Consider the following 21,420-nt stretch of genomic DNA (forward strand, 5'->3'; position numbering starts at 1 on the left):
GCGTGACCGGTACCGACAGCGGCCTGCTCGCCCCGGTGTGGGCCGGTGCCGAGGCCGCCGACCTGGTGACCGACGAGGCGTGGGTCGCCGCGATGGTCGAGGTCGAGGTGGCCCTGGCCCGCGCGCAGGCCGCGCTGGGCGTGATCCCCGCTCCGGCCGCCGAGGCCATCGCGGGCGCGGTCGCCGACATCGACGTGGTCGACCTGGCGGTGCGGTCCCGGGGCGGCGCGAACCCGATCGTGGCGTTTGTCACGGCGTTCACCGCGTGCGTGCCCGAGGACGCCCGCGAGTACGTCCACCGCGGCAGTACCAGCCAGGACATCCTGGACACGGCGGCCATGCTGATCACCCGGCGCGTGTTCGCCGTGGTCGACCGCGACCTGCTGCGCGTGGCCGAGGCACTGGCGCGGCTGGCCGACGAGCACCGGCACTCGGTGATGGCCGGTCGGACGCTGACCCAGCACGCGGTGCCGGTGACCTTCGGGCTCAAGGCGGCAGGCTGGCTTTCCTCGGTGCTCGACGGGCTCGACCGGGTCCGCGGCGTGGTGCTGCCCGCCCAACTCGGCGGCGCGGCGGGGACGCTGGCGTCCTATGTGGAGTACGCGGGAGATCCGGACCACGGGCTGGTGCTGAGCGCGGAGTTCGCCTCCGTGCTGGGGCTGCCGGAGGCCGTGGTCCCGTGGCACGCGCTGCGGACGCCGTTCGTGGACATCGGGTCGGCGGCCACCGTGGTCACGGGCGTGCTGGGGAAGTTCGCGCTCGACGTGCAGGGCATGTCGCGCACCGAGGTGGGCGAGGTCGTCGAACCGTCCGCCGAGGGCAGGGGCGTGTCGTCGGCGATGCCGCAGAAGCGCAACCCGGTGCTGGCCACACTGATCATGGCCGCCGCCCGGCAGGTTCCCTTGTACGCCACGGTCCTGGCGCAGTCGATGATCGCCGAGGACGAGCGCGCGCCGGGTGCGTGGCACGCGGAGTGGCAGCCCCTGCGCGAACTCTTGCGCTGTCTCGGCGGCGCCGCTTGGACCGCCGCGGAGTTGGCCGAGGGCCTGGAGGTCTTCCCCTCACGGCTGCGGGCGAACCTATCGCTGACCGGTGGCACTATCGTGTCCGAGCGCCTGAACGTCGCTCTGGCCCCCGTGCTGGGCAAGGTCGAGGCCAAGAAACTCCTGGCCCGCCTCTCCCGCTCACCCGACTTCTCCGAGGCTCTACGCTCCGCCCCCGAACTAGCCTCCGTGGACGTCAACGCCCTCTTGGACCCATCGGCCTACCTAGGCGCCACCAACGCCCTCATCGACAGGGCCCTATCGCGCCCCCGCACATGACCAAACGCAAACCCCCCGGCGTCAGCCCGGAGTCGTGGGTCGAAGCCCAGATCCGCGAAGCCACCAACCGCGGCACCTTCGACAACCTCCCCGGCGCGGGCAAGCCCCTCCCCAACCTCCACGACCCCCAAGCCTGGCTAACCGCCTACCTCCGCCGCGAAGGCGTGGAAACCGAGGCGCTCCTCCCCGAACCCCTCCGCCTCCGCAAGGAGATCGAACGCCTCCCGGAAACCCTCCGCACCGCCCCCACCGAACGCGTCGTCCGCGAGGTGGTCGGTGACCTCAACACCCGAATCCGCACTTGGATGCGCAACGGCCAGGACACCCACTTCATCGTCCCCCTGGTAGACGAAGAAGAAGCCGTCGCCACCTGGCACACCACCCGCCCAGCACCACCCGCTACTCCGCCGCCTTCTCCGGCAAAACGAGTCTGGTGGCGTCGTCGAGAAAAGCATTGATCCGGTCGGTGATACTTTCCGGCCCCTCCTCTTTGAGTACCGCGAACCCGTGAGCGATGTCGATCATCCGGGCGAGTGCTTGATAGAAAGCTACCCCCGCCGAATCGCCGATCAGTTTGGCCACGCGTTGTTCGTGGAGGAGGAGCGACTGCCTCCGGCGCGGTTCGGCCATGGCATACAAGCGCCGTATGACGGAGTCTTCTTCTTGGTGAAGTGTCCGCCACAGGTTGACGGTGGACTCCCAGTGGCTTGGGGCAAGGTGTTCGATCTGCGAAAGGTCACGTGTTGGTTCGCAGATCAAGACGGCAATATTGGCGGAGTAGGTTGCCAGCTGTCGAACGGTATTCTGGGGTGTGGGTCGGTAACGCTCGTATCGTCGGGACCGGGTGCGGTGGGTGTAAGTGCGCAGCAGTGTCAACAGGGCAGGCGCTGTCAGTGTGTGGTCATCTGGCGTGAGCATCTCGGCCATGATGGCCAGGATGATCGGCCTCGCCGTCAGCGTCCGGTGGGAGAGCAGTTCATGCAGCAACTCGTCATTTGGATCACCCCGGTTGTAGTCCGCCCCGCGGGCCATTCGAACTAGTTCGTGCACTAGGTAGCGGGCAACCAAGAACTCCCCGAATGTGGCGTGCAGGAACTCGTAGGAGCGAGTCTTCTCCCGGGCGACCGCTTCGGCGGAGTGGATGAAGAAGAACTTTCCGATCACCCGCTCGGCCGGGACGGCGTCGGGGCCGAGCAAGGCGGCCAGGTCGGCGGCGAGATCTGCCTCGCTGATGTGTTGGGTCCCCCGGTTGAACATGCCGATGGCGGCAATGGACAACCGTTCCAGCTGTTCCTCCACTGCCTTGTCCAAGTCGGGGCCGCTGGCCGACTTGCGTGCTTCTCGTCGGGCGAAGGTGTCGAAGATGCGCTCGTAGAGCGCCGCGGTCGACAGATCGCCGTCGAAGCCCTGGGCCGAGGGTTCGGCGGCGTAGAGCGCGAGCATCAGGAGCAACAGCGGTTGGCCCGCGAGATGGCGGTGTTGTTCGAGGTCTTCGTGTCGCAGTGCTCGGATCGTCGGGTTGGTCGCGTTCCACCGTGACAACCAGGCATCCACCTGGTCATCGTCGAAGTCGGCCAACTGCACGATCGGCGCGTCGGCGGGGACGGACACCCGGTCGGCCACGACGGTCCGGGACGTCACGATGACTACCACCGGGCGTTCCTGGTCGTGTTCGAGGCGCTGGAAGTCCATGGCCTTCTGCAGGTAATCACGCATGTCGACCTGTGCTGCTTGGAGGAGTTCGTCCAAGCCGTCGAGGAGAACGACCCGCACTGTGTCAGCGCTTTGGCGCGTGAGCTCGCGCCAGGAGGTGCGCAGGTGCGTTGACAGGTCCAATGCCTGCTGCACCTGGTGGACGATCGGCGCGGTCGCTTCCACGCTCCGCAATGGAACGCGGATCACCGTGTAGTTGGCTGTTGGCAGGCGTGCGGCGATCACCTTGGTGAGCAGGGACTTGCCTGCTCCGGGGTGGCCCAGCACCAGCATCGGCACCCTTGTCGCGCTGGCTGACGTCAGGTGCGCGGCGAGCATGACGTCCAAGTCTTCGTGGCGTGGTTGGCGGTCCCACCAGTCTTGATCCGAGATGCGGCTGTTGGCGCCGGCGATCCGGTAGTGCGGGGTGATGAAGCCCCGCTCCACCGACGGGAACCGCACGTCATGGCTCTCGACGTCGGCGGCGATGATCGGGTGGTCCAGGATTGCCCGGTTGGCGCGGTGGAGGGCGTCCAGGTCCTCGGCCGGGTGCGGCGCCACCGGCGTGAGGGAGAGCAGGCTTTCCAGGCGGGTGAGGGCTTCGGTGTGGAGGTCGAGGACGGCGCGTAGTTCCGTGGAGATGGCGGTGCGGGTGGCGGCGTGTTCGCCCAGGGACGACCAGAACAGGAACTCCGGGACATCGGCGGCTAGTTCGAGGTAGCGGGACTCGTAGCGGGCGAGGACCTTGCCGATGAACGTCGGGTTCGCCAAAGCGGGGCGGCCCTGCCAGGCGTCCAGACCTGCGAGGAAGGAGTCGGTTCGGCCCGAGGCGGTGCCGATCCAGGAGCGGATGGCGGTCAGGTTCTCCTGGAAGCCGCGGGTGGGCGACGGGGCCGGGATCTCGGCCAGGTACAGGGCGTCGAGGGTGGACTGGAGGTTCGCGGTGATGGCGCCGGTCGCGACGTAGGACCGCTCGGCGTCGGTGATGGCCAGCTTCTTGATCGCCTTCGGGCCGATGGTCTCCCGCAAGACCTCCAGGAACGACGACGCCACCAGCAGGCTGTGGGCGGCCTCGATGAGTTCGCGCCGTTCGCGGCCGCGCTTGTTCCGGAAGCGGGCGGGCTTGAGCAGCGACGACAGCAGCTTGATGGCCTCGTTCTTCTGATCCACCCACCCCCACACCGAGGCGAACAGGACCAGCGGCGCGAGCGGCGTACCCAAGGCGGCGATCCCGGCGACGGTGCCCGCACCCAGAACCACGATGCCCAGGGCCTTGTCCAGCTTGTCAACGAGCCTTGGTTCGTCCCGGTCCAGGATTCGGAGGGCCTCGGCGAACGTCAGGTCAGGCTGTCGGCGCACGCGGCCAAAGTACACCGCACGGTCAGCCCCGGAGGTCTCGGTACATGGCCGCTGCTGCTGGGTGCAAGGGCGCGGGGATGGTGTCTATGAGGGAGCGGACGTCGAGGTATTGGGTGCCTAGGGCTTGTTGGGGGACTAGGTGGGTAGCTTGGTCTACCAGGACGCGGACGGTGGTTCTGATGGTGGGGGTTGGGAGGGCGGGGTTGGGGACTAGGAGGTTGGGGACGCCGATTGTCGTGGTGGGGGTGGGGGAGCGGTAGGTGTTGGCGGGGATGGTTACCGCGTCGTAGACGGGGCCGTAGTGGGATCGGAGGGTGGGGGCGTAGGCGGCTAGGTCTAGTAGGCGGATGCCGATGGCGTTGTCCAGGTCGGTGAGGGCTGGCGTGGGGAGGCCGCCGGACCAGAGGAGGGCTTGGACGCGGCCGTTGCGTAGGGCGGATGTGGCTTCGGCCAGCGGGTGGTGGTCCACGACGACGGGGACGCCGGCTGTGGTCACTAGGCGTTCGCCGAAGAGGGCGGCGCCGGAGCCGGAGGCGCCGAGGGAGACGTGGTGGCTGGACAGGTCTGACAGTGCGTGGATAGGGCTATCGGCGCGGACGACGAGTTGCATGTAGTTCTCATAGACCCGGCCCAGTGCAGTCAGGTCTATCGGCGAGTGGAACGGCGGTGAGCCTGCGCGGGCGGCAGCAAGGGTGTCGGCGAGAACCAAGCCCAACTCCGCCTCACCAGCCGAGATCCGCGCGATGTTCATGACGCTCCCCAGCGTCTCCACCACCTCCACCCGCAACTCGGGCTCCGCCGCGTTCATCTCCCCAGCCAACAACCGGGCGAACTCGACATAGAACCCACCCGCCTCCCCAGCGGCGATCCGCACCCGCCCGCTCGGTCCGGTGTAAGAGCACCCGACCGCCCCCAGCACGCCCAGCAGAAACCCGCGTCGAGACAGTCCCATCACCACACCCCCATCACGAGCCTCCCGGCAGTACGACGGTCACCGCCAACCCATGGGGCTCCGCCAACACGATCCGCAACTCACCGCCATAGGCCGTGACCAACCGGTCCGCGATAGCCAGCCCCAAGCCCGACCCGGGCGTCGATGACGCGCGCCAGAACCGGTCAGTCAGCTTGGGTAGATCCTCCGGCTTCACTCCAGGGCCGTCATCGGTGACCGTAACGACCGCTGGTAGCCCTACCGACACGCGAACAGTCCCACCAGGCGCGTACTTGATGGCGTTGTCCAGCAACACATCCAACACCTGAGCCAGATCCGACTCTGAACACGCCACTGGAACGCACGAGATCTCCTCCACCACCGTCACCCCCGCGCGATCAGCGGCGGGCAACCACGAGTCGACCCTGTCTTTGACTACCACTCCCGCATCGCATCTAGCATCGAAACCGGCCGCCAACTCCGTAGCCGCTGTGTCGGCTGATGCCAACAAGAGCATCGAGTCGAGCAACGACTCCAACCGGTCCAACTCCGCGACCATCGATGAGTACGTAACCGCACCGTCCGCAGACACCCGTCCCGCCAATGAGTCCATCCGGAGTCGTAGTGCCGCCAACGGGTTCCGCAGCTGGTGAGACGTATCCGCCACCAGTGCACGCTGCCGGTGGGCCGACTCCGCCACCGCGTCCGACATCCGGTTGAACGACGCCGCCAACCCGCGCAACTCCGGCGGCCCCGACGCGGGCGACACGTGCGCCCCCGGCGAACCACCACCGACCGCCCGCACCCCGCGCTCCAACTCCGCCACCGGCCGCAACACCCACCTGGCCAGCAACAACGCCAACGCCACGAACGCCAGCGCCGCGCTCACCACCCCCGTCAACACGATGCCCCACGACCCGCCGACATCGGCCGCCGCCCGATCCACGGCGGACCGCAACGCGACCGCCCCGGTCACCCTGGTGCCGCTGCCCACCGGTCGCGCGAACAACACCGAGCCGGACGACCAAGGCAGCACATCCGGTGGCACTGTCGCGGGCTGGTTGCGTAACGCGGCATCTAGCGCTGCCTTCACCGCAGGCTCGTCTGCCCGCATCCCCGTCTCTAGCACCGGTGTACGCCTAGCGTCGATAACGACCACCGCGTCCCCATAGAGGTCCACATGTGCGCGAACCTCGGTGACGAGCCGGTCACCGCCAACCGACGCCAGCTCCGCGAACCGGTCCAGATCGGCGGTACGGCCGAGCACGAACCGCTGCGTACGCTCGGCGGAGGTGCTGTGCAGCAACGGCCACGCGAGCCCGGCCAGCGCCGCCAGTGACAGCCCGAGCAGCACCAACAGCAGGCGCCTACGCACCTCACGCCTCCAGGCGGAAGCCGAACCCGCGGATGGTGCGCACCAGGTCAGGGCGGCCCAGCTTCGCCCGCAGCGCGGCCAGGTGCACGTCCAACGACCGCGACACCGCCAGGTACGCGTCGCCCCACACCTCGTCGAGCAACTGCTGCCTGCTCACCGCGACGCCCGCGTGCCGCGCCAGCACCGCCAGGATCTCGAACTCCAGATTCGTCAGCGCGACCGCCGCACCCGCCACCGACACCCGCCGCGCGTCCAGATCGACCGTGACGTCGTCGACCTCCACCACCCCCGGCCGGGTGCCCTCGGCCGCCAGCGCGCGCCGGGTGACCGCCTCGATCCTGGCCAGCAACTCGATCAGCCGCACCGGTTTCACCAGGTAGTCGTCGGCGCCCAGGCGCAGGCCGCGCACGACGGTCCGCTCGTCGCCGTGCGCGGTCATCACCACCACCGGCGTCGAGGCGAGCCTGCGCAGCTTGCGCAGCACCTCCAGCCCGTGGATGTCGGGCAGCCCCAGGTCGAGCAGCACCACGTCGGCGTCGCGGTGCCGGATGAGCGCGTCGGCGCCCCGGGTGACCCGCTCCACGGGGTGCCCGTGCGCGGTCAGCACGTCGTGCACCGCGGCGGCCACCCCGTCGTCGTCCTCGACCAGCAGCACGCGCATCGTCAGTCCCGGTCCTCGAGCGGTGAGTCGGCGGACGTCTCGCCCATCACCGAGTAGACCACGAGCGAGACCAGCACACACCCCGCCACGTAGTAGAAGAACACCGACTCGTGCCCGGCCTGCTTGAGCCAGAGCGCGATGTACTCCGCGGTGCCGCCGAAGATGGCCACCGTGAGCGCATAGGGCAAACCGACGCCGAGCGCACGGATCTTCGTGGGGAACAGCTCCGCCTTCACGATCGCGTTGATGGAGGTGTAACCGGTGACGATGACGAGCGCGCCCAACATGAGCAGGAACGCGAAGATGGGCTGACTGGTCCCAGCGAGCGCGGTCAGAAGAGGCACCGTGCACAGCGTGCCGAGAACGCCGAAGCCCAGCAAAAGCGGCCTACGCCCGATCTTGTCCGACAGTGCTCCCGCGAGTGGTTGCAGCACTACGAACACGGCCAGCGCCAGGAAGTTGATCCAGGCCACCGTGCTCTTATCGATGTGACTGGTGTTCACCATGAACTTCTGCAGATAGGTCGTATAGGTGTAGAACGCGACTGTGCCGCCCAAGGTAAGACCTACGACCAGCAGGCACGACCTGGGATGACGCAAGAGGGCTTTGATGGTCCCGCGGGTCTCGTTGCCGCGCTCGGCCTCGAAACTCGGCGACTCGTCCATCGTCCGCCGCAGCCACATGACGACTAGAGCCCCGAGCGCGCCCACGCCGAACGCGATGCGCCAGCCCCACGAGTCCATCTGTGCGGGGGACAGCACGTTCTGCAGCACGATCTGCAACCCGAGCGCGGTGAGCTGGCCCGCGGTGAGGGTGACGTACTGGAAGCTGGAGAAGAACCCGCGCCGCCCCTTGGCCGCCATCTCTGACAGGTACGTTGCCGAGGTGGCGTACTCACCGCCTACCGACAGCCCCTGCAACAACCGCGCCAGCACCAGGATGATCGGCGCGGCCACTCCGATCGTGGCATAACCGGGTGTGAGCGCGATCATCAGCGACCCCAGCGCCATCAGCGTTACCGACACCGTTAGCGCTAACCGCCGCCCGAACCGGTCCGCGAACCGCCCCAGCAGCCACCCGCCTATCGGCCGCATCAGGAACCCCACCGCGAACACCGCGGCCGTGTTCAGCCACTGCGCCGTCTGGTCGCCCTTCGGGAAGAAGGTCGACGCGAAGTAGATCGAGAACGCGGTGTAGGCGTACCAGTCGTACCACTCGATCAGGTTGCCGATGGACCCCTTGGCGATGTTCGACACCACCCGCCGGTCCGCGGCCCGCTCCGTGACTGCCATGTCCCCTCCCGTGGATCAGGTGATCGGGACCACAGTGCGGGGAGTAGTCGGCGGTCGACAAGGCGTCGCCGGGCAACCTTACAGTCCCTTAGGGCGAGGCAGTCCCCTCACGACGAGCGGGCGGCCAACCGCTGGGCCACACCCATCCTGGACTTGACGCCCAGCTTGGTGAACACCCGCGCCAGGTGCCCCTCCACGGTCTTGCGGCTGAGGAACAGCCGGGTCGCGACCTCGCGGTTGGTCAACCCGGTCGCCACCAGCTCGGCGATCTCCAGCTCACGCCCGGACAACGCCTCCACCGTCCCGTGTGGACGACGGGGCCGCGGCGCGCGTGCGCCTAACCTGGCCTCGGTAAGCCGAACGCGCGTCGACAACCACGTCGCCCCACACGCCAGATAGCCCTCTTTGGCCTTACCCAACTCCACGCGCGCGGTGCCCAGATCGCCTCCGGCGGCTAGATGCTCGGCTAGCAACTCCCTGGCTCGTGCCTGCCGGACCGGTCCGCCGGAGATAGCGCGAACTGCCTCGTCCCTGGCAGCGCTGGATAGCCCTAGCGCGGCGAACACGTGCGACCGCGCGTAGTGGCCGATCGCGCTGCCTCGCGACACCGCCTCCTCGGCGAACCCGGCCGCCTCATCGACCCGGTCAAGTCCCACCAGCGCGACCGCGAGGTGCGCCGCCCACGTCCCCCGGCCCCACCCGCTCGCCCGGCCGAGGTCAGCGCCGACCGCGTCCGCCATGTGCCGCACACACGCCGCGAAGTCGCCCGCGACCAGGTGCGACTCCGCCACCGCCATACCCGCGATCTCGCCCCACCACGGCGACCGGGGCGCCGGGACCGCCGCCAGCGCCTCTTCCGGCCCGTTCTGCCACAACACCGCCGACAACTCGACCGCTGCCGCCAACGCCGCGAGCTCGGCGCTGCCCATGGCCGTCGCGACCGCGCGCGCCTCCTCGCAACTAGTGCGGACCCGGTCGAGGTGACCGGACCGCAGGGCCAGCGCCGCGTCGACGGCCAACAACTCGGGCACGCTCGACCGCCGCCCCGTCCCACGGGCGATGTCGAGCCCGCGCCGCACGTGCCTGGCGGCCTCGGCGGACCGGTCCAGCGCCAGCTCCACCCAGGCCAGGCCCGCCAAGTGGTCACCGACCGCCGCGTCCGGCAAACCGTCCACCAACCGGACCGCGGCCCACGGGTCGTGGCCGTCATCGCCCGCGTCGGCGCGCAGCCCGGCACGCACCGAGGCCAGTGCCACCAGGACGTGGCCCGCGACCTCGTCGCCCTGGGCGATGGCCTGGCGCGCGTGGACGACGCAGCTCTCGGTGTCGTCGAGCAAGGCCGCGATCGCCGCGCGTTCGGCGGCAGTGCCAGGTGTGTCGGCTCTAGCGAGTAGAGCCTCTGCCTCGGTGTACCGGCCTAACAGCCGCTCGGTGCGCGCACAGGCACGAACCACCTCAGGCTCATCCTTTGTGGCCAAGGCTTGGTGCAGGACATCCCGCGCGCGGGTGAGGTCACCGCCGAGTCCTAGCGCGCGACCCAGCAGAGGCACGAGTCGCTCACCCGCGCCGTGCGGCAGTATCTGCATCGCCCGGTCCACCCACCGCGCGGCGATCGCGGGCGCGGAGTCGAGCACCACCTCGGCGGCACTGGCCAGGGTCGCGGCAGCGGCGACATCGCCGTACGTGGCCGTGCGGGCGGCGTGGAATGCCTGGAGCGGCAACGGCCCGCCCTTGGCGCGCAGGTACTCACCCGCGCGACGATGCGCCGCCGTTCGCCAGGTGACACCGGCGGACTGGTACGCGGCCGCCCGGACCAACTGATGCCGGAACGCGATCCGTGAGCCGTGCGCGCGCACAAGTCCGATCGCGACAAGGTCGTCGAGCGCGCGCAGCACGACCGCCTCTGGTACCCCTGCCGCCCGGACAACGACGTCGAGATCCGCGGGGAAGCCGGACGCCGCTACCGCGTACGCGACTTCCCGTTGCACCTCGTCTAACGCGAGGATCTCACTCGCGGCAACCGCGAGCACCGCGTCCGGAAGTGGAGTCTCGCCGAGCCCACGCGGGTCAATCGCCGAGAGCACTATCTCCGGCGATATCCCTGCCAGCGCCGAGAGGTAGAGGGGGTTACCGCCGCTGGCAGCGACTAGCTGCGCGCAGACATGGCGGGGTGTACCGGGCATGAGCGCGGCTACAGCGGACGTGTCCAATGGGCCGGGGGACAGGCGCGTCACCTGCCACGGCGACCGCGCCAACGCGGCGGGTAACCACTGGCAGCCGTCGCGGTACGCCAACGCCACGATCACCGGGCCGGACGGCGGGACCCGCAGCAGCGATTCCAGCCATTCCGCCCATTTCACGGTGTGCGCGTCGTCAATCACCAGCACCGACGGGGAATGCTCGGAGATCCGTTCGCTCGGCGGTCGAGACACCTCGGCGAATCGCACCGCGACCCCCGAGGAATCGGCGGCGGTGGCCAGTTCGGACAGCAGCCTGGTCTTGCCCGCGCCCGGCTCCCCGTGCACCGCCACCACCAGCGACTGCCCGGCGACCAGCGCGTCGAGTGACCGCCGGAGTGCGGAAAGTTCCTGCTCGCGACCGGCGAGGGGCTCGCGAGCGGGTCCGCCCATCCGCCACCCCCAGTATCGCCAATCGAAAGGCGGAATCGCCGATCTCGATTGTCGATCTTAGGTTACCCGCTTAATCGGCGGCAGCGGTCGGACGTCCCGAACCGGACTCCAGAACACGACCCTGGATGTCGTGGATCACATAGTCGTGCGGGGCCATCGCCCCCGGCCGACCGGGCAGCGCCGCCAGCACCCCGGCGTGCAGCCCGGCGGGCGTCGCCGCCGGATCGGACACCACCGCGGTGATCCGACCGTCCTCGACCGCCACCCGCACCGCCGCGCCACCCGCCGCCTCGGCCACCGCGGCGCCGACCTCCCTGGGGTCCACCCAGGACGAGTCCACCCGCTGCCACGGCTCGGCGCGCTCCACCGGCGCCACCCCGGTCACCGCGGCGATGTCGCGCACCCGCACCGCCCCGGTCGCCGCCGTCACCAGCAGCCGCTCCAGCGACAGCAACACCGAGTCGACCTCGTCCGCGGGGAAGCGGGACGTGTCGACGTGCAGTCGGATGTCGGCCGCGGTGCTACTCACGCCACCTAACGTCAGCAGGAACGCCGTAGGCAGTGTCCGGTCCGGCATGGGCTCTATGGTCGTGTCCTCTAGGGCCGCTACCGGATCCTCTGGCGCGTCGACCGCCGCTGACGCTGACGTGGCACCCAGGTCGTTGAAGACCGCGTCCCGGTGGAAGTAGGTGCCACGCTCACGGCCAACGGCGTCGATGACCTCCCACAGCTCAACCGAGTCGAACTGCGCGTAGCGGTAAGCGTTGATGGTGGTCGTCTGTACCTGACGGACCACTTCGTCGAAGGTGGCGTCCCCGTCGAGGGTGAACGGAACCAGGGCGTCCTGCGCGAGTGGACCCACATACTCGCGCCACGCTGACCGGAACCGGTTACCGCAGATCGACACGATGACACCGTCCGGCGTCGCGGTCCTTACACCGAGCAGTGCCGCCGCGGCGGCCAACACCACACTGGAGTGACTGGCGCCGGTGCGGCCCACTATGGTCCGCAGCGCGGAAGCGGCCGCGGTCGACACCATCCGCCGCTCCAGGTTGCCCGGCGACCCGGCCGGGTGCGGGGGCAGCGCGCACATCGCCTGCGGGACCTGCCGCAGCCTGGTGTCCCAGTACCGCAACGCCGACCGGGTGCGCCGCCTGCCCACCTCGGACTGCTCCCACTCGGCCTGGTCGAGCGGCTGGTGCCCGCGCTCCTCGGCGAGGTCGTCGCGCCCGGCCAGCAGCGCCCGCAGCTGCTCGCCCACGATCGCCGCCCCGGCCGCGTCCACCGCGACGTGGCAGAACAGCAGCACCGCGACGGTCGGCACCTCGTCCGTGGTCACCACCAGCACCCGCAGCGGCAACCCGGCGACCACGTCGAACGGCACCCCGAGCTGCTGGTAGACCAGCTGCCCGACGAACCCGACCAGGTCGGCGCCGCCCGCCTCGTACACCTGGAGCTCGACCTCGCCCTCGACCAGCACCCGCTGCGTCGGCCCGCCCGCCGAGTCGAGCACGAACGTCGTCCGCAACGCCTCGTGCCTGGCGACGAGCACCCCGAGCGCCCCCACGATCTCCGCGACCGTGTGCCCCGGCGACAGCTCCACGAACACGGGTAAGACGTCCGACCGGTCCCCGTCCGTCCCCAGCCAGCGCAGCACGTTGCGCTGCCCGAGCGTCACCGGACCGCTCCCGCCCCGCGCCCCCCGGAACCGCACCGGCAGCGTGGCCACCGACTGCCCCACCGTCATGGCGAACACCCCTCACGTCCCGGCGACGAACCCAGCTGGACCCTAGGCAGCCCGCCTGCGCCGAACATGGGGGAAATCCCCTATTTCGAGCACGCAAACACGGGATCGATCCCCACCTGAAATATTACTCTTCGTAGTGAGATGATCATGCCTAGAACACTATCAAGCCTGATTCGGGCCGTCCAGGGGCCTGGAAAGTGGCCGTTGGAGTTGACTGTCGGTGACCAAGCCCGTTTGCTGAAGGTCGCCGAGCCGACGTGGGCGGTGGTCGTGTCCTTGGGTACGTCAGCGTCGATGGGTCTGAGGTGCGTGGCGATGCTGGGAGTGGCTGCCACCGCCTCCGCCGGGCGACCTGCCTGGCCGGACTGGGTGTACCCGCTTCCGCTGGTGGGTCGGCGCGCTGCTCGGCCGCGCATCCGCGTTCGCGCCTGGGGCGTCCATGCGGCCTGCGGGCAACGAAGCCTGTGTCGCTATCGACACCGCCGCGGCACATTCAACAGCCGAACTCCCAGGGAGATGAACTCGATGAACAGGACGCCCGACATTGCAGCGCGCGCCGAGCACGTCGACGGCGACGTGCCCGGCAACGTGGTCTAGGCCCGCGACGTTCATCACGTGGTCGGGGTGAACGGTGACGTGCGCGTCTTGACGATGAAACGTCGGCAACGTCACCCATATTGGTTGCGTGATCAACTTTCGGTAGCGGTGCCCGCGGGCACGGTGTCGCCTTCCGAAGCAGACCCAGCTCGATCAGGACCCCGACGAGTTCTGGAGCTGCTGGGCAGCACGGTTTTCGCGCCGTCCCCGGCTTTGATAGTGATGACCGGGGCGACGTTGGCGGTCGGGGCTCGCGATAGCCGGAGGCGCCAGGCCGTTGCCGGCTGACCGGCCTTCGACGATCGTGCACGAGTTCGGGCATGGCCTGGCTGGAGTACTCACCGATTGCGGGGTCCCACGATCGAGATCAGCAGAGCCCACTCCAGGCAGCACGCGCGTCTGGTGGGGAGTCCAGATTGTCGGACACGGTCACCCACCGCGGCCGGGTACGCCACCCCGCCGTTAGTCGGCTGGTGGTTCGCCGAGCTGTTTGACCGGGGACGAGCGCCGATGGTCATGGCTGTGGTCGTGCTGGTGATGCTGCTCTTGCTGGCCTTGAGTCAGAATCTGCTGGTCGTGGTCGTGGTCGTGGTCGTGGTCGTGGTCGTGGTCGGTGCCGCGTTCGCCACTTTGTGGTGGACCGGCCCGCAGATGCAGCAAACGGTCGCCTAGGCCGCGACCTGGTTGCTGCTGGTCGGGAATGCGCCGGAGGGTGGATGCTGGTCCGTGCTCGTTGGCACGGCGGTGAGTCCGGGCACGACGACGCCGCCGACCTGGCGGAGACCACGGGTGTCCCGCCCAGTTGTAGGCCACACGGGGCAGACACGCGGCGGCGACAGCAAACGCGGTGAGAGCACACGCGCCGAACAGCGGGACCGGCCGCAGTCCCGAGGCGATACCCCCGCCGCCGAGGTTGCCGATCCAGCCCAACAGGACGGCCAACAGGCCACGATCGCCAACACCGCAGCCGCGATCCGAGGTGGTGCGGACAGGAACGAGAACACGGACCTGAGCAAGCGCCGCAGCTCGGCCATCGGCTTGCTGGATGCCTTCGTGGTAGCCGAGGGTTCCGACACGGAATCGGATGGCAGGCTCATCGTGTTCGACATCTTCCTCAAACGGGGCACCGGCACGCGACCGGTCGATCATGTTCGCGCGTGGCACTCCGCCACGCTGATGATCACTCGATCAGACGACGCGGGCCGCGCTGCTACGCGAACGCGGAATCTCGTTTGGGGCCGCTGTATGTCGCGCGTCGCCACCGGCACGAGCCTCTGCATCGCTAGATCCGAGCCACGACCACGTCGATCTCGCCGGGTCATGTCCTGGCCGAGCGCGTTGCGACCAGTGCCGAGACCGTTAGCTTTGAGGCGAGGTGCTTCCATCGGTCTGAGGTGGGTCATGGGGTGGTTGGGTGTGGGTGTTGGGCGAGGTGGTCCTGGAGTTCGCGGTGGCGGAACTGGTAGCCGATGCCAGCCTGTCGGATCAGCCCGGTGTGATAGCACCAGTGCAGGAACCGGCTGAGTCGCCAGGGCAGTGGTCGGGACGTGAACAGATCGCGTGTGCACAGCAACAACGCCGCATAACGGATTCCCGTTCCCCCGAATCCTAATCCGGCCAGGGAACCAGACCCGAGCATAAGCCCCAAAATTACCGCTGGCGTGAGCCCGATCGTGAGCCAGATCATGAGCCAGAACACTAGGCCGAGCCCAAGCGTGAGCGCGAAGTCCTGTCTGACGATTTCACGTGGATCCCACGTGCCGGACGCGGCGTCGTGGTGTTCCCACGGGGTCCCGCGCGTGAGCCCGAGCGCGAGCCCAAGCGTGAGCCCGACCGCGAGCCCGCCTGCGAGCCCGCCTGCGAGCCCGTCCGCAGGCCCGAACAGCCAGCCCGCGAGCCCAGCCGAGAGCCCAGTCGCGAGCCCGAACGTGAGGCAGAAGCCCGCGAGTTGGTGGCGGCCTTTGTTGGTGTGAAATTGGCGTGTGTTGATTCGAAGTGGTACTGGCCAGAGCTCCCGCCAAGAGGTGTAAGCGAGAGGAACGATGAGGAGCATGGCGCTAGTGAAGCCGTATATCTGGCCGGGACTGAAGCCGATCCCGTTGCGGGTCAGCAGAATCGCGGTGGCGATGAGCCAGAGCAGGGCGGTCATAGCTATTACGGTGCCGCGGACGCGGTTGATCCCGCCGAGGGGCCACAGTTGGTGGAGCACCAGGTCGGTGCCCGAGAGCGGCACGTCGCCGACGGCGCGTCCGGTGGTGGCGTTGTGATGCAGGTATCCGGCGAGTACCGCAAGCCACTGGTGGATCTGCTCGGCGGTGTAGGGCGGTTCGGTGTTGGACGCCGTCGTGTAGACGGCGGTGGCGGCGGGGATGAAGTGGGCCAAGAGGTGATCGCGTACCGCAGTCGGGTCGCCGGTGACGGCTACAGCGATCAGGTCGTCGGGATCGCGGATGTGGGCGCCGGTGCGATCGCGCTGCTCGTAGACGACGGTGGCCAGCGAGAGCCGCCACGGCGTGGATAGGCCCTCGGCCAGCGGCCCGTCAGGATGGTGTTGCAGGGTGGACAGCACCGCCTTCCACCGGCCGGGGGTGTCGACCCTGGACAGGATGAACGCCCGCGCTTTGTCGGAGTCCACCGCGCGGATCGTGACCAGGGCCGCTTCGTGGGTCCAGACATCGACGTCGGTCAGCGCCTGGTAGTGCAAGGTGCGGCAGGTCAGCACCAGCGGTGCGGCTTGCCTGCCGTGCTGGTAGGCGTTCAACGCCTCGATGGCGCGGGCGGCGTTGGAGGTGTAGGCGGGGGTGGGCTCTGCGTCCAGTTCGTCGAGACCGTCGATCACGGGCAGGATCCGGCCCGCGTCGACCAATGCCCGCGCGGTGCGCGAGGTCTGCCCGTAGGCATCGATCAGATGTTGGATCAGCCAGTCGCGCAGCGGCCGCTCGATGTCCCAGGCCGTGGCCGGGATCCGCACCGGCACCGGGTCCTCAGCGCTGCGGACCTCCAACAGCCCCAGCAGCAGCTCCAGCGCCAGCACAGTCTTACCGGCGCCCGCCGCGCCGGTGATCACTAATCGCTGCGGCCGCAGCGCCTGGTAGTAGTCCACCACTTCGGCCAGCCGGCCAGCGGTGGCGGCGTCGTCGGCGCCATGGGCCGGAACTGACCGGAAGTCGAAGTCCACGTTGATCGTGCGCCTTCCCCCGCCCAACAACTGAGTTCGAGTCCGCCCCTCACGGTGCCGCACCTCATCGGCCAACCGAGCGGCCACCTCCACCACCGCCACCGGCGTCGACTGAGCCGCTCGCACCGACTGGCGCCCCGACCACAGCGCCGCCGCCAGCGCCGCCAGCGCCACTACCGCCGAGAACGGGTCGACATCACCAACCTGCATCCGCGGCAACTGCTGCCACCCCACCATCAGCGCCACCGCCAGGCAGCCTGCGGCGCCCACCGCGTACAGCCATCCCGATCTTGAACCACCGGTCATAACGATCAATCATCCCTACCCGCACCGAGCCGGTGACAAGGGGTACACCCGTGGTGGACCGCTGCTTGCGCACCGCCAACCACAACGCCAGAAACCCACCCAAGCCCACGTCGAGCGCATCGCCGGTGCGGATCACGTCCAGCTTGGCCCCATCCACCCTGAGCCCCAGCAACAGCCACACCGCGCCCACCGCGACCAGCAGCATCACAGGGAACCCGACCACGAGCACCCCACCCCGGCAACGACAGCACCCGCCCGGGCCGGGTATCGGCGGTAGACGGCGGACCAGTCTGCGGATCGATCATGCCCCCAGCATCGCGCACGACACCCCAACCCGTGCGCGGATCGCACCAGGCCACGCAGGCGGAACACGAATTCTCGCGCACTCGTCACCGTCGAATACGTCGCTCTACCGGTTGAGCGTGCTGGGTGGTGTCGAACACGGCACGCCGGTCACCGCGCGCTTGCCCGACGGCCCTGGCACATCCGGTGCTGACAGGAACGGCGGCACCTCCGCCGGAAGTCCCCCACCCTCGAATCGCGCACCCGAGAAGGTCGTCCACGGAGCCGGGGTGTCAGCCACGGTGTAGCGCACACTTGGCAAGCCCGCCCCGCTGAACACGGCATCGCTGCGGAAGGTCGCCCGCTCGAAGTCCGCGTTGCGGTCGAAGGTCGCGCGGCTGAACTGGACGTCGCAGGTGAAGATCGCCTCCCGGAATCGGACGGTTTGGATGGTGGGCTCCATCTCTGGTGGACTGGATGAATGACATGGCGACCCGCTTGTCAGCGAGCAGCGGCGCGCGCTGTGTACCGAAGAGGCAACGGCGCTGCGACCGATCCGACGGACGCTGGCGCTGAGGGTGCATAGGCCGCCGAACGCCGAGCACCCGATTGCCTAGAACACCACCGGTCGGATCGCCCTGGTCGTCCATGATCCGTGGACGCCCGATCTGGTGCGGTACCTGCGCGCGATGGACGAGGTTCCGGTGGGGGAGTGCGAGGATCGGCCGTGGGGTCGGCCGATCCCTGATCCGGTCGCCTGCCCGGCACTCACCGGCACTCATCCGTCCGCCATATTCCACAGTGGACAGTCCAGGGGGAGCTGGAGGCAGCGGAATGGTGGTACTCGTCCCGCCGATCGAGTTCGCGCTAGTGCAGCCCACGCGCAGTGTCTTAGGCGCGTGATCCGACTATGTGGTCGTTCGAGGCCAAGGTTGACTGGTGGCGAGCCGCCGCGATCGCCGCGACCGGGTCATCCAGTCGCGCGGCGGCCGCGACCTCGCTGCGCGGTTCCTCGAGGTCGCGGCCGCGGTCGCCGAGCTGGGGGACGTGGTGGTCGACGGCGAGCTCCTGGCCCTCACCGGCAAACCGCCGCGCACGCTGGCGTCGACGGTCACCGGCCTGTTTGGTCGCGGCGGTCGGATCCTCTACCGGCCGGTGTGCCCCGACATGGTTGTCGAGGTCGATTCGCCCACCGTGAGCGATCGGTTACCGCCATCGGCCCGCGCTTCACCGCTTCCGTTCCCTTTTTTGGGGGTGGTGCGTGGTGCGAGGCGGTCTTGCAGGGTCGCGTGTCGGAATTGGTAGACCGGGCCGACCGTGCGGAGTAGGTGGCGTGCGTGGGCGTCGTCGAGAAACCTCAACAGTCGCAGGGGAATGCGGTGCTTGCGAGCGAGGTAGAGGGCGCTGAGGGCGAAGCGCCAAGCGCTCGAATGCAACAACCCGAACGCGAGCCCGAACGCGAGCCCGCCTACCAACCCAACCGTGAGCCCGAACGCGAGCCCGCTCCCGAGCCTGAGATCCAACCCGAGCACCAGCCCGCTCACGGGCCCTAAAGCCAGCCCGAACACCAGCCCGCTCACGAGCCCGAACGTTAGGTCGTCACCATATTGCCTGATCGGGCTCAGCCCTTGCATGGAGCCCTGTTCTTGGAATCCCATCCCTACCGCGTCTATGAGCCCGGAAGCCAACCCGACCCCGAGTTCGCCTACGAGCGCGACCAAGGGCCCGAACGCTCGGCCGCCCGCGAATCCGGACACGAGCCCGACCAAGAGCCCGAACTCGAGGGTTGATCGCCACGGCACGCGCAGCCCTTTGAACGAGGCGAGTTGGGCCGGAGTGAGCCCGGCCGCGAGCCCGCCTGCCAACCCGACCATGAGCCCGCCTACCAACCCGACCACGAGCCCGAACGCGAGCCCACCTATCCCCCCGGCCCCGAGCCCGACCAAGGGCCCGAACACGAGTGCGGTTGGGATAGCCACTAGGAGTGTGCGGTGTGGTTGGGGTATCCAGCCTGGGATGTGCCACCAGTGCAGGTCACGGGTGTTGGCCTGGTGGAGGTGGTGGGCGATGACGGTGAGGGTGTGGCGGACGGTGTCGGGGGTGTAGCGGGGTGGCGGGTTGCCCGGTCTGGGTGTGTAGGCGACGGTGATGGCATGGTCGAGGAGGTGGTCGGTAACCGCCTGGGGGGTGGGGAAGCGGGTGGTGTCGAGTAGTTCGTCGGGTGTGCCCAGTGGTGAGTGGGGTGGGGGTGGTGGGTGGTAGGTGTCGCGGAGCAGGGTGATGGTCAGCGGGTTGGTCAACGCGGCGCCCAAGGGATTGGTGCCGCTGGGGGTGAGGGAGTCCAGGAGGTGTTGCCAGGTGGGGGGCGGGGGGTCGGGCAGGCTGTGCCGCAGGTAGGTCGCGGCGTCCACCGGGGTGAGGGGACGTAGTTCGACGCAGGCGGCCCCGGTGAGTATGCGGACGGTTGTGGCGGCCGCGAGTTCGTCGGTGCGGGTGAGCAGGACCAGCCGGAAGGTGGCTTGCTCGGCGAGCGCGTGCAGCACCGTGGGGCGGAGGTCTTCGGCGATTTCGTCGAGCCCATCGAGGAAGACTGCGATTCGCCCGGCGGTGAGCAGGTCCACCGCACGCTGTCGACCATGGCGCCTGGACAGGGAGGCGAACTCGGCGAGTTTGTCGGCCAGCCAGTCGCGCACGGTCTGGTTGGCCGGGTCCCAGCCGGTGAGGGTGAACAGGACCGGGACCGGGACTTGGGCGCGCTGGTCGGTGGGGGTGTGGTCGCGGAAGTCGAGGGCTTGCAGCAGCAGCAGGATGGCGGCGGAACTCTTCCCCGCGCCGGGTCCGCCGGTGATGATCAGCCTCCCGGAAGCCAGTCCGCCGTAGAGACGGTGCAAGGTGCGGTGGGTGCCCTCCCGCACCTGGGCCGGGGTGACGCGGTCCAGGCCCGGAGGTGGAGCGAACGCGCCCACTCGCGGCGTGGTGGCTGCGGATACCGGGCCCGCGACGGAGAGTGGGCTGCGGCGCCAGCGGATCGGCAGCGGCACCGGATGCAGCAGCCTGCGGTCGGCGGCGGCCGCGGTCCACTGTGTCCGGGTGGCCACCGCCAGCGCGTCGGCCACCTCGTCCAGGCTGGGAGTGTTACGCGTCGCGTCGCGGCGGTCCGCCACGAGTCCGCCGGCGGTGAGCAGCAGGCCCGCGGCCGCTAGGACGAACTGGCCATACCCGCTGGCGTTGGTGCGTTCGGTGTCCGTGAGCAGTGTCACCTGCAGCACCCACCACCCCAACCCGACGGTCGGCATGGCCAACCCAACCCACATCCACCGGCGTCGCATGTCTTCATGATCGCCAATGCGCCGTACGCCGTCACACCGGCCCCGCAGGAATACATCCGCGTCCGGATAGATGAGCTACCCCAGCCGTCCAGCCCTGACCGGGTCTGGGCGACGCTCGACTGCTCCCTGCCGGGTGGGGCACGGTCTGAGAGACGGTGTCGTGGTTCGTGGCCGTGGGCTCGCCCCTGACCAGTTACGCGGGGTTGCGAGGGAGCGCGGCGAGGGCGTGGTCGACGGTGTCGTAGCCGGGCAGCATGGCAGCCAGTCTGCTTCCCGCGAGCTAACGCACTGCGATACTGGCCGGTGGCGCGTTGATCGCGAGGTCGATGCCGCGGATCTCCTCGGCGGCCTCTTGGGCGCGTAGCAGGGTGGCGAGCCCGAGTGTGCCGAGTCGGGTGACGGCGGTGAGATCCACCAGCACCAGGTCCCCGCCGACACCCACGATGTGCTGCAGGGCGTCGTCGACGGCGTCGGTGACCTCGCCCTCGGCAGTGGCGCCGAGCACCCCGACGAGCTCGAGCAGCATCCTCTGTCCCTCGGCGATCGGCGGAGACCGCGCGCGTGCGTTGCTCATCCCGTCTACCTCTTCCTTTTGTGGTTCCTGGAGTGACCGTAACCTGGTCCGAGGCGGTGAGCGCTCCGCGGGCGGCGGGTGTTGTGGTCGGTGAGTCGGCGCCATCCTCCGGCGACGGTGGACGTGCGGATCTCGTCTGCGGACA

15 protein-coding genes are annotated in these 21,420 nt (G+C 69.0%); 3 read left to right on the forward strand and 12 right to left on the reverse strand.

All coding sequences use genetic code 11. The features are described 5' to 3' along the window. Positions 1 to 2 precede the first annotated feature (2 nt). Together CLV68_RS29420 and CLV68_RS29425 are read left to right on the forward strand one after the other, a co-directional pair. Positions 3 to 1,322: a class-II fumarase/aspartase family protein gene (locus CLV68_RS29420; RefSeq protein WP_121394264.1), complete on the forward strand. Its 1,320-nt coding sequence runs from the start codon at positions 3 to 5 to the stop codon at positions 1,320 to 1,322. Then, positions 1,319 to 1,780 carry a DnaJ family domain-containing protein gene (locus CLV68_RS29425; protein WP_121394265.1) on the forward strand — a complete coding sequence of 154 codons (462 nt, stop codon included), beginning with the start codon at positions 1,319 to 1,321 and terminating at the stop codon, positions 1,778 to 1,780. The genes CLV68_RS29420 and CLV68_RS29425 overlap by 4 nt, the downstream gene beginning before the upstream one ends. On the opposite strand, the gene CLV68_RS34845 is transcribed toward CLV68_RS29425, so the two are convergent. The 7 genes from CLV68_RS34845 to CLV68_RS29460 form a co-directional block, all read right to left on the reverse strand. Then, positions 1,722 to 4,388, reverse strand: coding sequence for an NACHT domain-containing protein (locus CLV68_RS34845; protein ID WP_425454889.1), 2,667 nt, complete (start codon positions 4,386 to 4,388; stop codon positions 1,722 to 1,724). The two genes, CLV68_RS29425 and CLV68_RS34845, sit on opposite strands and share 59 nt — an antisense overlap. A gap of 7 nt (positions 4,389 to 4,395) precedes the next feature. After that, positions 4,396 to 5,325: a TAXI family TRAP transporter solute-binding subunit gene (locus CLV68_RS29435; protein ID WP_121394332.1), complete on the reverse strand. Its 930-nt coding sequence runs from the start codon at positions 5,323 to 5,325 to the stop codon at positions 4,396 to 4,398. Between the two features lie 13 nt (positions 5,326 to 5,338). Continuing rightward, positions 5,339 to 6,679: a sensor histidine kinase gene (locus tag CLV68_RS29440; RefSeq protein ID WP_121394267.1), complete on the reverse strand. Its 1,341-nt coding sequence runs from the start codon at positions 6,677 to 6,679 to the stop codon at positions 5,339 to 5,341. Position 6,680: 1 nt separating this feature from the next. Beyond that, a complete protein-coding gene (locus CLV68_RS29445; protein WP_121394268.1) occupies positions 6,681 to 7,340 on the reverse strand; it encodes a response regulator transcription factor in 660 nt (219 codons plus the stop codon). Between the two features lie 2 nt (positions 7,341 to 7,342). Further along, entirely contained in the window at positions 7,343 to 8,632 is a 1,290-nt protein-coding gene (locus tag CLV68_RS29450) for an MFS transporter (protein ID WP_121394269.1), read from the reverse strand. Between the two features lie 107 nt (positions 8,633 to 8,739). After that, positions 8,740 to 11,262, reverse strand: a complete 2,523-nt coding sequence (locus CLV68_RS35820; RefSeq protein ID WP_121394270.1) for a BREX system ATP-binding domain-containing protein — start codon at positions 11,260 to 11,262, stop codon at positions 8,740 to 8,742. Between the two features lie 70 nt (positions 11,263 to 11,332). Then, positions 11,333 to 13,009, reverse strand: a complete 1,677-nt coding sequence (locus tag CLV68_RS29460) for a condensation domain-containing protein (RefSeq protein WP_147460209.1) — start codon at positions 13,007 to 13,009, stop codon at positions 11,333 to 11,335. A gap of 999 nt (positions 13,010 to 14,008) precedes the next feature. On the opposite strand from CLV68_RS29460, the gene CLV68_RS29465 reads away from it, so the two are divergent. Next, positions 14,009 to 14,278, forward strand: a complete 270-nt coding sequence (locus tag CLV68_RS29465) for a M50 family metallopeptidase (RefSeq protein ID WP_170224658.1) — start codon at positions 14,009 to 14,011, stop codon at positions 14,276 to 14,278. Positions 14,279 to 15,005: 727 nt separating this feature from the next. On the opposite strand, the gene CLV68_RS29470 is transcribed toward CLV68_RS29465, so the two are convergent. The 5 genes from CLV68_RS29470 to CLV68_RS29490 form a co-directional block, all read right to left on the reverse strand. Beyond that, entirely contained in the window at positions 15,006 to 17,021 is a 2,016-nt protein-coding gene (locus tag CLV68_RS29470; RefSeq protein WP_246010179.1) for an NACHT domain-containing protein, read from the reverse strand. Next, complete coding sequence (locus CLV68_RS29475) at positions 16,981 to 17,295, reverse strand: hypothetical protein (RefSeq protein WP_147460210.1); 315 nt, start codon at positions 17,293 to 17,295, stop codon at positions 16,981 to 16,983. Before CLV68_RS29475 ends, CLV68_RS29470 begins: the two co-directional genes overlap by 41 nt. Before the next feature lie 204 nt (positions 17,296 to 17,499). After that, positions 17,500 to 17,835, reverse strand: a complete 336-nt coding sequence (locus tag CLV68_RS29480; RefSeq protein ID WP_121394275.1) for a pentapeptide repeat-containing protein — start codon at positions 17,833 to 17,835, stop codon at positions 17,500 to 17,502. Between the two features lie 682 nt (positions 17,836 to 18,517). After that, positions 18,518 to 20,701: an NACHT domain-containing protein gene (locus CLV68_RS29485; protein WP_121394276.1), complete on the reverse strand. Its 2,184-nt coding sequence runs from the start codon at positions 20,699 to 20,701 to the stop codon at positions 18,518 to 18,520. A gap of 280 nt (positions 20,702 to 20,981) precedes the next feature. Next, the gene (locus CLV68_RS29490; RefSeq protein ID WP_121394277.1) at positions 20,982 to 21,275 is read right to left on the reverse strand and encodes a hypothetical protein; all 294 of its coding nucleotides are present in this window, start codon (positions 21,273 to 21,275) and stop codon (positions 20,982 to 20,984) included. Positions 21,276 to 21,420 lie beyond the last annotated feature (145 nt).

Source organism: Actinokineospora cianjurensis (assembly GCF_003663795.1).
Lineage (GTDB): Bacteria > Actinomycetota > Actinomycetes > Mycobacteriales > Pseudonocardiaceae > Actinokineospora > Actinokineospora terrae.